At 74.5% G+C, this 12,934-nt stretch carries 11 protein-coding genes; 6 read left to right on the plus strand and 5 right to left on the minus strand.

The features are described 5' to 3' along the window. Positions 1–56: 56 nt before the first annotated feature. On the minus strand, positions 57–647 hold the full coding sequence (locus ACM9LD_RS01290; RefSeq protein ID WP_415674999.1) for a hypothetical protein: 591 nt from the start codon (positions 645–647) through the stop codon (positions 57–59). Positions 648–685: 38 nt separating this feature from the next. Between ACM9LD_RS01290 and ACM9LD_RS01295 the strand changes: the two genes are divergently transcribed. The 3 genes from ACM9LD_RS01295 to ACM9LD_RS01305 are packed head-to-tail and all read left to right on the plus strand — an operon-like array spanning position 686 to position 2,691. Continuing rightward, entirely contained in the window at positions 686–1,126 is a 441-nt protein-coding gene (locus ACM9LD_RS01295) for a nitroreductase/quinone reductase family protein (RefSeq protein WP_415675000.1), read from the plus strand. Positions 1,127–1,162: 36 nt separating this feature from the next. Next, positions 1,163–2,017 carry a TIGR02569 family protein gene (locus tag ACM9LD_RS01300; protein WP_415675001.1) on the plus strand — a complete coding sequence of 285 codons (855 nt, stop codon included), beginning with the start codon at positions 1,163–1,165 and terminating at the stop codon, positions 2,015–2,017. After that, positions 2,005–2,691, plus strand: a complete 687-nt coding sequence (locus ACM9LD_RS01305; protein WP_415675002.1) for a sirohydrochlorin chelatase — start codon at positions 2,005–2,007, stop codon at positions 2,689–2,691. Before ACM9LD_RS01300 ends, ACM9LD_RS01305 begins: the two co-directional genes overlap by 13 nt. On the opposite strand, the gene ACM9LD_RS01310 is transcribed toward ACM9LD_RS01305, so the two are convergent. Continuing rightward, complete coding sequence (locus ACM9LD_RS01310; protein ID WP_415675003.1) at positions 2,679–2,969, minus strand: MGMT family protein; 291 nt, start codon at positions 2,967–2,969, stop codon at positions 2,679–2,681. The two genes, ACM9LD_RS01305 and ACM9LD_RS01310, sit on opposite strands and share 13 nt — an antisense overlap. Before the next feature lie 4 nt (positions 2,970–2,973). After that, entirely contained in the window at positions 2,974–3,735 is a 762-nt protein-coding gene (locus ACM9LD_RS01315) for an alpha/beta hydrolase (RefSeq protein ID WP_415675004.1), read from the minus strand. Between the two features lie 88 nt (positions 3,736–3,823). On the opposite strand from ACM9LD_RS01315, the gene ACM9LD_RS01320 reads away from it, so the two are divergent. After that, complete coding sequence (locus tag ACM9LD_RS01320; protein WP_415675005.1) at positions 3,824–7,120, plus strand: ATP-dependent helicase; 3,297 nt, start codon at positions 3,824–3,826, stop codon at positions 7,118–7,120. After that, positions 7,113–10,415: an ATP-dependent DNA helicase gene (locus ACM9LD_RS01325; protein WP_415675006.1), complete on the plus strand. Its 3,303-nt coding sequence runs from the start codon at positions 7,113–7,115 to the stop codon at positions 10,413–10,415. The genes ACM9LD_RS01320 and ACM9LD_RS01325 overlap by 8 nt, the downstream gene beginning before the upstream one ends. Here the strand turns inward: ACM9LD_RS01325 and ACM9LD_RS01330 are convergent. Further along, positions 10,412–10,819, minus strand: coding sequence for a DoxX family protein (locus ACM9LD_RS01330; RefSeq protein WP_415675007.1), 408 nt, complete (start codon positions 10,817–10,819; stop codon positions 10,412–10,414). The two genes, ACM9LD_RS01325 and ACM9LD_RS01330, sit on opposite strands and share 4 nt — an antisense overlap. 96 nt (positions 10,820–10,915) lie before the next feature. Here ACM9LD_RS01330 and ACM9LD_RS01335 point away from each other — a divergent pair, with 96 nt between their 5' ends. Next, a complete protein-coding gene (locus ACM9LD_RS01335; protein ID WP_068522071.1) occupies positions 10,916–12,019 on the plus strand; it encodes a potassium channel family protein in 1,104 nt (367 codons plus the stop codon). On the opposite strand, the gene ACM9LD_RS01340 is transcribed toward ACM9LD_RS01335, so the two are convergent. Further along, positions 12,016–12,885: a TIGR03621 family F420-dependent LLM class oxidoreductase gene (locus ACM9LD_RS01340; RefSeq protein ID WP_415675008.1), complete on the minus strand. Its 870-nt coding sequence runs from the start codon at positions 12,883–12,885 to the stop codon at positions 12,016–12,018. The two genes, ACM9LD_RS01335 and ACM9LD_RS01340, sit on opposite strands and share 4 nt — an antisense overlap. Between the last annotated feature and the right edge of the window lie 49 nt (positions 12,886–12,934).

Raw genomic sequence — 12,934 nt, forward strand, 5'->3', positions numbered from 1 at the left:
AGGGCTTCAAACGAACTCGCCGGGCCGGGCGCTGTTGCGATCTCGAAGGACGCTCCCTATTGCGCGTCGTCGACGGCCGAGAGCCAGCCCGCGTAGTCGTCGAGCAGCGCCACCAGCGGCAGAGCGTCGACGGTGCCGACGGGCTCGCCCCGCAGCGCCGCCCGGATGCCGGGCATGCGGGCGGCGATGCGGGAGCGCTCGGAGACTTCGTGATGGCTCAGGCCCCGCTGCTCACCCAGCACGATCCGCCGCGAGTGCGCGCTGCGCAGCGAGTCCGCGAGCGCGGCGAACTCGTCCCGGTCCAGCGCCGGCAGGTGCACCGAGAAGCTCATGACCGGGCCGGGATCGGCGTCGTCGCGGTCCTCCGACTCCTCCAGCCAGTCCGCGTACTCCTGGCTCAGGTCGTCCAGGGCCTCCTCGTCGTCGAAGGAGAGCTTCCGGCCTTCGACGGCCGCCCGCAGCGCGGAGACCAGCGCGCGGACGGTCTCCGGATCCGACGACGCCGCGTACCAGCGGTGCGCCTCGTGCGGCACCACGATCCGGCCCGGGCGCCCGGCCGTGAGGCGGGCGCGGACGCCGTCGAACTCGGCGACGGTGAGGTCGGGGAACTGGACGGAGACGGTCACGACGGGGCGGGAGTCTGGCACGCCCTCCATTGTCCCGGAGTTCGATCTAGGGTGGGGGCATGGCCCTCGAAGGTGAATACGCAACCGAGAAGGCCGGCTGGGTCGCGGACCAGCTGGCGAAGATCGACGAGACCGGGACGACCGATTCGGTGTCGGTCGCGGGGATGGCGGTGGTGGTCTTCACCTACCGCGGCCCCAAGTCCGGCAAGCTCTACCGCCGCCCGCTGATGCGGGTCGAGCACGACGGCGTGTACGCCGCGTTCGCATCGAAGGGCGGCGCGCCCGACAACCCCGTCTGGTACGCATCGCTCCTCGCCAACGACGAGGTCGAGGTCCAGGACGGCACCACCGTGGTCTCCGGTCCGGTGCGCGAGATCCACGGCGCCGAGCGCGACGAATGGTGGGCGCGCGGCGTCGCCGCGTACCCGCCGTACGCCGAGTACCAGGAGAAGACGGACCGTGTGATCCCCGTCCTCCTGGTCGAGCCTGGCCGCGCCTAGCGGCCCCATCGCCCGCGCGCGGGTAGATTTCATGAGGTGAGCCCCGTCGAACCTCCCGCGCACGTCCTGTCCACCTTCGGCCTGGACGAGACCGAGCCGATCGCACTCGGCGCCGAGTGGGACGGCGGCTGGCGCTGCGGCGAAGTGGTGCTCTCGCTCATCGCCGACCACGCCCGCGCCGCGTGGTCCGCGCAGGTGCGCGAGGACCTGTACGTCGAGGGCATGCGCCTGGCCCGGCCCTTCCGCGCCACCGACGGCCGGTACGTGGTCTCGGGCTGGCGGGCCGACACGTTCATCGCCGGCTCGGCCGAGCCGCGCTTCGACGAGATCATCTCCATGGCGAACCGCCTGCACGAGGTGACGGCGAAGCTCGAGCGGCCGCGCTTCCTCGCCTCGCCCACCGTGGCACCGTTCACGGACGTCGACTACTTCGGCTTCGCCGACCGCGCCGCGTGGGAGGACAAGCCGCTCGCCATGGCGCGCAAGCTCGGAGCCCTGGACGAGACGGTGGAGCACCGGCAGCGCGCCGTCGAGCTGGTGATGGAGCTCGCCGCGCTGCGCACGCCGGTGCAGGAGGCGCCGCAACTGGTCCACGGCGATCTCGCCAGCTCCGTGCTCTTCGCGGGCGCCGCCGCGCCGGGCATCACCGACTTCACGCCGTACTGGCGCCCGCCCACGTGGGCCGCCGCGGTCGTCGCCGTCGACGGGCTCTCCTGGGGCGGCGCCGACGACGGTCTCCTCATGCGCTGGGCCGACCTGCCCGAGTGGCCGCAGATGGTGCTGCGCGCCCTCATCTTCCGGCTCGCGGTGCACGCCGTGCACCCGCGCTCCGAGGCCGAGGCGCTGCCCGGCCTCGAGCACATCGTCGAGATCGGCCGGTGGCTGCTCTGACCGGTGCCTCGGCGGAGCGACGGATCCTCGTCGCCCACGGCACCCGCTCGTCGTCCGGCATCGCGACGGCCCACGCGATCGCCGATGCCGTCGCCGCGCGCACCGGCCCGGTCGACGTCGCCTTCGTCGACGTCCGGGGCCCGTCACCGTCGGACCTGCTGCGCGAGTCCGATCGCCCGACGGTGCTCGTGCCCGCCTTCCTCGCCGTCGGCTATCACGTGCGCACCGACGTGCCCCGGCACGTCGCGGCGAGCGGCCATCCCGCGGTCGCGGTGACCGCCGCGCTGGGCCCGGACCGCGCGCTGGTCGGGGCGCTGCTGCGCAGGCTCCGCGAGGCCGGGTGGCGGCCCGGCGACACCGTCGTGCTCGGAGCGACCGGCTCGTCGGACCCGCACGCGCGCGCCGACGTGCGGACGATGGCCGGTTACCTCGGCGAGGCCGTGGGCGGCGCGGTCCCGGTGGGCTTCCTCGCCGCCGGCAGCCCGACGGTGGCCGACGCGGTCGCGACCGCGCGGCTCCCGGGGCAACGGCTCTTCCTCGCCGCGTACCAGCTGGCGGAGGGCCTGTTCCACGACCGGCTCGCGGAGGCGGGCGCCGACGGGGTGGCCGCGCCGCTGGGCACCGCGCCCGAGGTGATCGACCTGCTCGTCGACCGGTTCGCTCAGAGCCGGTAGTCGCGCAGGGGGATCCGGTCGCCGTCGGCGAGCACGCCCTCGGTGCGCAGCCGCTCCAGTTGCTTCGTCGCGATGTGCGCCGCGGGTCGCCCACTGGCCGGGACCACCCGGTGCCAGGGCAGGTCGGAGGCGTCGGTGCGCATCACCCAGCCCACGATCCGCGGTGAGCTCAGGCCCAGTTCTCCGGCGATGTCGCCGTAGGTGCGCACCCGGCCGGGCGGGATGGCCTCGATCAGCGCCCGCACCGCCTCGACCTGCTCCTCGGTGACCTTCCCCATCGTCCTATCCGATCAGGCGGCGCGCGTACTCGCCGACGGTCGCCGGGATCTCCTGCGTCACCATGTGGTCCGACGGCACCGCGACCACGTCGACGCCGGCGGGCATGGCGGCCAGCTGCGCGTCGGTGACGAAGTGGGCGCGCTCGGCGCGCAGCAGCACCGTCGGGATGGTCGACGGTGCGCCGACGGCCGAGCGGGCCAGCTCGCCCCACAGCGCCGCCACCGCGGCGCAGCTGATGTCCCACTCCCAGCGACCGGAGTCGCGGCGCACCAGGTGCTCGGCGATCTCGTCGTCGATCACCGGCTCCGGGACCTGCGCCCAGGCGCCGGACCGCTTCTCCTGCTTCGCCTCCTCGGGCGAGGTGAAGTCGAAGAACTCGATGGTCTGCGCGGCGATCGTGCCGCACAGCTCGGGGTCGAGCTCCTGCGCCGGGTCGACGAGCAGGAGGGCGCGCACCAGGTCGGGCCGGGAGGCGGCCAGCCGGCAGGCGAGCGCGCCGCCGAGGGAGTGCCCGATCACCGCGACGGGTCCGCCGCCGTGCCGCTCGATCACCTCGGCCAGGTCGGCCACGTGCTGCTCCAGGTGCCAGGGCGGCGCCCACGTCGAGCGGGCGTGGCCGCGCAGGTCCGGGGCCAGCACGCGCACGCCCGGCAACTCGTCGTCCGCGAACCGCCGCCAGCGGGCGCCGTGGCCGGTGACGCCGTGGATCGCGAGGACGGTGGGCGCTCCGGCGTCGTCCGGGCCGTAGACGTGGGTGTTGAGCATGCCCTCGATCATGCCCTGTGCGGTGCCGTCGCGAGGCTGTCAGTGGGCTGTGATGTGATCGACGGACGCGGTCGGAGAGGGGGTGCGCGTGAACGCCGGGACCGGGAATCGAGGGACCGACGGTGCGGGGAAGCACCGTCGGCCGCGCCTGCGGCTGCAGTACACGCCCCCGGAGCCGCCCACCGTCCGCGAGTGGGGCGGCACGATCGCCGCGCTCGCGTCGCCCGCCACCGGCGAGCTGCCCCTGGACGTGGGCGGCTGGGCGCCGTACCGGATCCGCGGCGGGCCGGGCACGGGCAAGACGTCGGCGCTGGTCGACATCGCGGTGGCGAAGCTCACCGACCCGTTCGTCGAGCCCGAGTCCGTGCTGCTCCTCACCGGCAACAAGCGGGCCGCCGGCGCGCTGCGGCGCGAACTCTCCGCCCGGGTGCTCGCGGGCACCGCGGGCGTGCACGCCTCGGGCGAGCCGCTGGTCCGCACCGTGCACTCTCTCGCCTTCGCGGTGCTGCGGCTGCAGGCGTCCAGCACCGGCAGCCCGCCGCCCCGCCTCATCACCGGTTCGGAGCAGGACGCGGTGGTGCGGGAGCTGCTGCGCGGCAACGTGGAGGACGGCGGCGCCTTCTGGCCGGAGCGGCTGCGGCCCGCGCTCGTCACCCACGGCTTCGCGGGCGCGCTCCGCGACCTGTTCGCCCAGGCCGCGCAGCGCGGCGCCGGCCCGGACGAGATCGAGGACCTCGCGCGGCGGTACAACCGCGGGGAGTGGCTCGCGGCGGCGAACGCGCTGCGCGAGTACCAGGAGACCACGCTGCTGCGCGGCTCCGTCGGCCTCGCCGGCCCCCAGGCCGTCGCCCCTGCGGTGGACGCGGCGGAGCTCATCGACGCCGCCGTCACGGCGCTCGCCTCCGACGATGCGCTGCTGGCCCAGCAGCGCGAGCGCATCCGGTTCCTGCTGGTCGACGACGCGCACAACCTCGACCCCCTGGCGTCGGCGTTGATCCGGCTTCTCGGCACGGGTACGGAGCTCACCGTGATCGCGGGCGATCCCGATCAGGCGGTCAACTCCTTCCGCGGCGCCAGCACCCGCTTCCTGCAGAACCTCGACGTCACGCCCGAGCGGGACGTCCTGCTGGAGCGGAGCTTCCGCTTCGGGGACGAGGTCGCGGGCGCCGTGAACCGCATCTCCGCGCGGCTGCCGAACCGCTTCGGAGCCGTCGCGCCCGAACGCCCGCGGCCCGGCACCGCGGCCGTCCGGCTGTTCTCCACCCCCGCGAAGGAGGCCGACGCGATCGCCGCGCTGCTGCGGCGCGAGCACGTCCTGGGTGGCGTCCCGTGGGAGGACATGGCCGTCGTCGTGCGGTCCGTCTCGGCGTCGATCGCGCCGCTGCGCCGCGCGCTGGCCTACGCCGGCGTGCCGGTCACCGTGCCCGCCGACGACGTGCCGCTCGCGCGGCAGCGCGCCGTGCACGCACTCCTCCTCGTGCTGCGCGCCGCCGTCGCGCCCGAGGGGCTCGATCCGGCGGAGGCCGTCACCCTGCTCTCGGGTCCCGTGGGCGGCGGCGATCCGCTCACCCTGCGCCGCGTCCGGCGCGCGGTGCGCCGCGCCGACCCGGCGGAGGATCGCGGCTCCGCCGAGATCCTCACCGCGGTGCTCACCGGCGCGGCCGAGTTCGCGCCGTACAAGGCCGTGCTGACCGAGCTCGAGGCGGAGCCGGTCGAGCGTGTGCTCGCCGCGGTCCGCGCCGCCGGCGCCGCGGCCGAGCACGGCACGGTCGAGGAGGTGCTGTGGGCGGCCTGGGCGGCCACGGGCCTCGCGACCCGCTGGGGCGCGCTCGCGCTCCGCGGCGGCACGCTGGGCGAGCAGGCCGACCGGGATCTCGACGCGGTGATGGGCCTGTTCGACTCTGCCGCCGACTTCACCGACACGCTGCCCACCGCGTCCGTGAGCGCCTTCGTCGAATACCTGGAGCAGCTGCAGATCCCGCGTTCCGACCGCGCACGCGGCCGCAGCGGGCAGGCCACCGTCCCCGGCGTCACGCTGCTGTCCGCGCACAGCACCGTCGGGCGGGAGTGGGACGTCGTCGCCGTCGCCGGGGTGCAGGAGGGGCGCTGGCCGAACCTGCGGCGGCGCGGCGGCCTGCTCGGCACCGACGAGCTGCTCGACGCTCTCGACGGCATGGATGCGGCGGCGCTGCCCACGGTCTCGCGGTCGCTGCCGCTGCTCGCCGAGGAGCGCCGGCTGCTGCTCGTCGCCTGCTCGCGGGCCCGCCGCACGCTGCTCATCACGGCGGTCGACACCGCGGACGGCGACGGCGACCTGGTGCCCTCGCGGTTCCTGCAGGGCATCGCGCCGTCGGAGGGAGACGACCCGGAGACCTACACGCCGGCGGTGGAGAGCGCCCCGTCGGCCTCGCTGGACCTGCGCACGCTCGTGGCCGTGCTGCGCACCGCCGCCTGCGATCCCGCGCGCGATCCGGACGAGCGCGCCCACGCGGCGCGGCAGCTCGCCCGGCTCGCGGCCGACCGCGTCCCCGGAGCGCACCCGGACAGCTGGTACGGCGTGGCCGGCGCCAGCACCGACGATCCGCTGTGGTCGCCGGAGGACGGGCCGGTGGCGCTGTCCCCGTCGAACGTGGAGTCCCTCTCGGCGTGCGCGCTGCGCTGGATGCTGGAGCGCTTCGGCGGCAGCGACGGCGACTCCGCCAAACAGGCCACCGGCAACCTGGTGCACACGCTGGTGCAGGCGGTGGCGGGCCGGATCCCCAAGGACGAGGTGACCCGCTCGCTGGAGAAGGTCTGGGACCGCGTGGATCTGGAGGCGGACTGGTTCGCGCAGCGGGAGCTGGCGCGCACCGAGGAGATGCTGGAGTCCTTCCGGTCCTGGCTCGCCGGCAGCCGCGGCGAGCTCACCGAGGCGGGCGTGGAGATCGGCGTCGACGCGGTGATCGAGGGCGCGGGGGAGGATCCCGACGTGCGGATCCGCGGCCGGATCGACCGGCTCGAGCGCGACCCGCTCGGGCGGGCCGTCGTGGTGGACGTCAAGACCGGCCGCACCCTGCCCACGCAGGCCGAGGGACAGGCCCAGGCGCAGCTGCGCACCTACCAGGTGGCCCTCGCGCACGGCGGGATCGGCGGCGTCCCGGAGACCCCGGGCGGCGGCAAGCTGGTGTATGTCGCGAAGGCGCACAACAAGACCGGCGCCACCGTCCGCGAGCAGGACGCGCTCACTCCGGCCGACGTGGACGAGTGGCTCGGCGTGATCCGCGAGGCGGCGCGCCGCACGCGCGGGCCGGAGTTCCCCGCAACGCTGAACGCGTCGTGCCAGTACTGCGCGGTCGCGGCGTGCTGCCCGGTGGTGGACAAGGGGAGGAGCGTCGTCGATGACTGAGGGATTCCCGCACGCGCCGCTGATCTCGGCGGTGGACCTGGCGCACGAGCTGGGCCAGGCCTTCGCGCCCACGGAGGAGCAGCGCGCTGTCATCGAGGCACCGCTCGGCCCGTGCCTGGTCGTCGCCGGCGCGGGCGCGGGCAAGACGGAGACGATGGCCGGCCGCGTGGTGTGGCTCATCGCCAACCGCTACGTCACGCCCGACCAGGTGCTGGGCCTCACCTTCACCCGGAAGGCCGCGCAGCAGCTGATGATCCGCGTGCGCAAGCGGCTCGCACGCCTCGCCGGGGCGCCCGTCGTCGACCGGATCGACGCGTCGGGGGAGCTGCGGGCGTCGCTGCGCACCGTCGAGCCCGAGATCAGCACGTACCACGCCTACGCCGGTCGGCTGCTCGGCGACTACGGCATGCTGCTGCCGGTCGAGCCGTCGGTGCGCCTCGTCTCCGAGACCGAGCGGTGGCAGATCGCGTACGACGTGGTCACCGGGTGGGATGAGGCGCTGGAGCTGGACCGGAACCCGGCGAACCTCACGGAGTGGGTGCTCGGGCTCTCCGGGGCGCTCGCCGACCACCTCGTCACGCCCGATCAGCTGGAGGCCGACGACGACGAGCTGGAGCGCCTGATCGGCCTGCTGCCGCCCGGGCCGCGCCAGCGGGCCGCGCCGAACGCGGCGCTGCTCAAGGCCGCCGAGGTGCAGGAGCAGCGGCGCCGGCTGATCCCGTTGGTGCGGGCCGTCGCCGCGGAGATGCGGGCCCGCGAGGTGCTCGACTTCGGCAGCCAGATGGGGCTCGCGGCGCAGCTCGCGCTCGCCAATCCCGACGTCGCGGGCCTCGAGCGGGCGCGGTTCGGCGCCGTCCTGCTCGATGAGTACCAGGACACCGGGCACGCGCAGCGCATGCTGCTGGCGTCCCTGTTCGGCGGACCGTCGGGCGCCGCCGCCGTGACCGCAGTGGGCGATCCGATCCAGTCGATCTACGGCTGGCGCGGCGCGTCGGCGGCGAACCTGCCGCGCTTCGCGACTGACTTTCCGCAGGCCGACGGCACCCCCGCCCCGCGCCGCGAGCTGCTCACCAGCTGGCGCAATCCGACCGGCGCGCTGGACCTCGCCAACGCCGTCTCCGAGGACCTGCGAAGCCGCGGCGTCCCGGTCTCCGAGCTGAAGGCCCGGCCGGACGCGCCCGAGGGCGACCTGCGGATCTCCCTGCACTCCACCGTCATCGACGAGCGCGACTGGGCCGCCGACGCGATCGCCGAGCAGTGGCGCGGCCGCATCGAGGCGGGGCAGGAGCCGCCGACGGTGGCAGTTCTCGTCCGTCGCAACGCCGACTCCGCCGGCATCGCCGCCGCGCTCGGCGAGCGCGGCGTGCCCGTCGAGGTCGTGGGCCTCGGCGGGCTGCTGAGTACGCCCGAGGTGCAGGACGTGGTCGCGCTGCTCCGGCTCGCCGTCGAACCGCTCGCCGGTACCGCCGCGATGCGGCTGCTCACCGGCCCGCGCTGGCAGCTCGGCGCCGCCGACCTGCGGGCCCTGTGGAACCGCGCGCGCCGGATCGCGCACACGACGGGCCGCGCGGCCGCGGGCGCCGTCGCCACGCCCGAACAGCTCGACGCCGCCCTCGACGCCACGCTGCCCTCGGAGAGTCTCGACGCCGCGGGCCTGGGCGATGCGATCGCCGACCCGGGGCCGGACGCCGACTACTCGGCCGCGGGTCTGGCGAAGATCCGCTCGCTCGACCGCGAGGTGCGGCACGTCCGGGAACGCCTGGGGCACCCGTTGCCCGAGGTCGTGGCCGAGGCCGAGCGGGTTCTGGGCGTGAGCATCGAGACCCGGATCCGCGCGTCCCGGCAGCTCGGCGGCCGCGCGACCGGGCGCGAGCACCTCGACGCCTTCGCCGACGTGGTCGTCTCCTACGCCGAGCGGCCCACCGCCACCCTGCCGGGCCTTCTCGCCTTCCTCGCCGCCGCCGAGAAGGTGGAGGGCGGCCTCACCCCGGGCGACGTGGAGGTCGCCACCGACCGGGTGCAGGTGCTCACGGTGCACTCCGCCAAGGGCCTGGAGTGGGACGTGGTGGCGGTGCCGCACCTGTCGGAGGGCATCTTCCCGTCGAACCGGGCGCTGCCCACCTGGCTCTCGACGCCCGCGGAGCTGCAGCCGAACCTGCGCGGCGATCTCGCCGAGCCGGGCGAGACCGATGGCGTGCCCCGCCTCGACCTCGACGGCTGCAACAACCGCAAGGACCTCGAGGACGCCCTCGACGCGCACCGCAAGGCGCTCAAGGGCATGAACATGCACGAGGACGAGCGCCTGTTCTACGTCGCCGTCACGCGCACCCAGTCGGTGCTCCTGCTGTCCGGGCACTACTGGAGCGAGGACGTGAAGACGCCGAAGGCACCGTCGCGCTTCCTCGTCGCGGCGCGCGACCACGCCCCGGAGGCCGTCACCGAGTGGGCCGCCGAACCTCTCGAGGACGCGCCCAATCCGCTGGAGACCGAGCCGATCCGGCTGCCCTGGCCGCGCGACTTCCTCGGCGCCCACCGCGCCGACGTGGACGCCGGCGCGGAGCTGGTGCTCGTCGAGCTCGGCCGCGGCGCCGACGAGCCCGATCCGGACGAGGCCGACCCGTTCGGCTGGGCCGCCGAGGTCACCGCCCTCCTCGCCGAGCGCGCCCGGCAGGCGCAGCTGGAGCTGGAAGTCGCCGTGCCCCGCGAGGTCTCGGTGAGCCAGCTGGTGGAGCTGCGGCGTAGCCCGGCGACGTTCGCGAGCCGCCTGCGCCGGCCCGTGCCGTTCAAGCCGAACCCGTACGCGCGGCGCGGCACCGCCTTCCACGCCTGGCTGGAGCGCCGATACGGGGCGTCGCGGCTGCTCGACCTCGACGAGCTGCCCGGCGCGGCCGACGGCGACGCCGGCGCCGACGAGAACCTCGCGCTGCTGCAGCGGCGGTTCGAGGAGAGCGAGTGGGCGGCGCGCACCCCCGTCGACATCGAGGTGCCCTTCGAGATCGCCGCCGCGGGCACCGTCGTCCGTGGGCGGATGGACGCCGTCTTCCGCGACCCGGGCGGCGGCTTCACCGTCGTCGACTGGAAGACGGGCGTGCGGCCCACCGAGCCCGCCGACGAACGCGCCGCCGCCGTGCAGCTCGCGGCGTATCGGCTGGCGTGGGCCCGGCTGCGCGACGTGCCCGTCGACGACGTGCGGGCGGCCTTCTTCTACGTGCGGTCCGGGGAGACGGTGGCACCGTCGGACCTGATCGAGCACCAGGGCCTCGCGGACCTGATCACGAGCGCGGGGGAGGGCTAGGCGGGTTCGCCCTTGTCGCGGGCGATCTTCACGGCCGAGACGACCATCGGCAGCTGCAGCGGCAGCCGGGCGTACGCGCCCAGCTTCAGCGGCAGCGGCTTGTCGGACCACTGCTGCGCCATGTGCACGTTGGCGGGGAAGACCGCGGCGAACAGCGCGGCCGCGGCGACGCCGCCGAGCCGGCGGGTCCTGGGGGCGGCCAGCAGCGCGGCGGTGGTCAGCTCCGCGACGCCCGAGAGCTGCGTCGCGCGGCGGGGCGTCAGTCCCAGCGGAAGATTCGGCGGCACGATCGCATCGAAGGGCTTCGGCGCGACGAAGTGCAGGGCGCCCATCCCGGCGAGGGAGAGGGCCATTCCGCGGGCGAGCTTGTCGGTGCGACGGGCGGGGCCGTGTGTGGACAGCATCTGCAGATTGTGGCAGATTGCTCGTCGGTTCCGCCGGACGTGCTAGACCGGACGGGTAACGACCAGCAATTCTCGCGAGGAATCGTCCAGGTAGGTATGTCCGCACGCACCACGTTCCGCAGACGGAGTAAGTCCGAGCTGACGGATCTCCCCGACCATGCGCTGGTCAGTGTCCTCCGCATCCCCGCGGGGGACTCCACCAACCCGTGGCGCGCCATCGGCGCCCGCGTCCTGGTCGCGCTGGGCGCGCTGTTCCTGGCGGTGTTCATCGTCTACATCGAGCGCGACGGGTACCGGGACTCCGCGATCGAAGCGGGGCTCGAGGGTAAGACGTCGCTGACCTTCCTCGACTGCCTCTACTACGCCACCGTCTCCCTCTCGACCACGGGCTACGGCGACATCACCCCGGTCACCCAATCCGCGCGCCTGATCAACGTCCTGCTGATCACCCCGCTGCGCATTCTCTTCCTCATCGTCTTGGTCGGAACCACGCTCCAGGTGCTCACGGAGCGGTCCCGCCAGGCGTTCAAGATCCAACGTTGGAGGTCAGCGGTGCACAACCACACGATCGTCGTGGGCTACGGCACGAAGGGCCGCACGGCGGTGAGCGCGATGATCAACGACGGCATCGAGCCCAGCAAGATCGTCGTCGTCGACACCGATCAGGCCGCGCTCGAGGTCGCCGAGATCGACGGGCTGGTCACCGTCCGCGGCGACGCCACGAAGGCCGACGTGCTCCGGCTCGCCGGCGCCCCGCGCGCCGCGTCGATCATCATCGGCGCCAACCGCGACGACGCCGCGGTGATGGTCACGCTGACCGCCCGCGAGCTCGCGCCGCGCGCGAAGATCGTCGCCTCGATCCGCGAGTCCGAGAACACCCACCTGCTGCGCCAGTCCGGCGCCGACTCGGTGGTCGTCTCCTCGGAGACGGCCGGCCGCCTGCTCGGCATGGCGACCACCACCCCGTCGGTCGTGGAGATGATCGAGGACCTGCTCTCGCCCGGCGACGGCTTCAACATCGCCGAGCGTGAGGTGACCCGCGTCGAGGTGGGCCGCTCGCCGCGGCACCTGCCGAACATCGTGTTGGGCGTGGTCCGCAAGGGCAACCTGTACCGCGTCGACTCGCCCGCCGTCTCGGTCGTCGAGGCCGGCGACCGGCTGCTGTTCGTCCGCAACGCCGACGTGAAGGCCTCCGGCTAGCTCCGCAGCAGTGCGATGACCGGCGCCATCGCCTCGAGGTTGTGGTCGATCACCGTGACATAGCCGATGCCGAGCCGCTCGCGGAGTTCCCGCAGGCGGTCCGCCATCGCGCCAGGGGAGCCGACGAGCACGCTGATGTAGTCCGCGGGTGCGTCCTCGTCCCACGTCACGCGCGGGGTGAGTCCCTCCGGTCGGCCGGTGCCGGTCGGCAGGAGGGCCTGGATCACCGTGTTGACCTCGACGGTGCCGGTGCGCTCGCCCAACAGGCGGTTCAGGTGCGCGATCCGGTCCGCCGCCTCGGTCTCCGTGGTCAGCCGCAGGCGGCCAGCGTCGTCCGTGCGCGCGCCCGATAGCCCGATGACGTCGGCGTGCCGCGCCGCCACTCCCAGGAGCCGGTCGCCCCACCCGGCGATGAACAGCGGTGGCCCACCCGGCCGGGCCGGGCGCGGCGTCTGCTTCTCGTCCGCGAAAGCGGCGCGCAGCGCGGCCGCCGTGGCGTCCAACCGGTCGACGCGTTCGCGCGCCGTCGGGAAGGGGATCCCGGCCCGCTCGAACTCGGCGGCGGCGTAGCCCGCGCCGAGCCCCAGTTCCACCCGCCCGTCGGTGAGCAGGTCGACGGTGGCGGCGTCGCGCGCGAGGAGTGCGGGGCTGTAGAAGGGCGCGTTGAGCACGAAGGTGTTGAGACGAACCCGCTCCGTGGCCTCCGCCGCGAGCATCATCGCGGGGAAGGGCGCGAGCATGCCGAGGTGGTCGGGGACGCCGATCACGTCGAAGCCGAGCTCCTCCGCGCGGCGGCACCGCTCCACCCAACTCGCGCGCGACGCCGCGGCGCCGAGCGCCACGCCGAACCGGAAGTCCTGGACCATGCGGTCATTGAACCAGCGGCCGACGTGCCCCGCCCGGCGTCGCCCACGG

Origin of the sequence: Tsukamurella hominis, assembly GCF_965137015.1 — a bacterium.
Lineage (GTDB): Bacteria > Actinomycetota > Actinomycetes > Mycobacteriales > Mycobacteriaceae > Tsukamurella > Tsukamurella hominis.

Excerpts from the sequence above, each read along its gene's own strand:
- ACM9LD_RS01295 (WP_415675000.1), top strand. The coding sequence starts at position 686 with ATGGCCCTCGAAGGTGAATACGCAACCGAGAAGGCCGGCTGGGTCGCG.
- ACM9LD_RS01310 (WP_415675003.1), bottom strand. The coding sequence starts at position 2,969 with ATGGGGAAGGTCACCGAGGAGCAGGTCGAGGCGGTGCGGGCGCTGATC.
- ACM9LD_RS01315 (WP_415675004.1), bottom strand. The coding sequence starts at position 3,735 with ATGCTCAACACCCACGTCTACGGCCCGGACGACGCCGGAGCGCCCACC.
- ACM9LD_RS01325 (WP_415675006.1), top strand. The coding sequence starts at position 7,113 with ATGACTGAGGGATTCCCGCACGCGCCGCTGATCTCGGCGGTGGACCTG.
- ACM9LD_RS01330 (WP_415675007.1), bottom strand. The coding sequence starts at position 10,819 with ATGCTGTCCACACACGGCCCCGCCCGTCGCACCGACAAGCTCGCCCGC.
- ACM9LD_RS01335 (WP_068522071.1), top strand. The coding sequence starts at position 10,916 with ATGTCCGCACGCACCACGTTCCGCAGACGGAGTAAGTCCGAGCTGACG.
- ACM9LD_RS01340 (WP_415675008.1), bottom strand. The coding sequence starts at position 12,885 with ATGGTCCAGGACTTCCGGTTCGGCGTGGCGCTCGGCGCCGCGGCGTCG.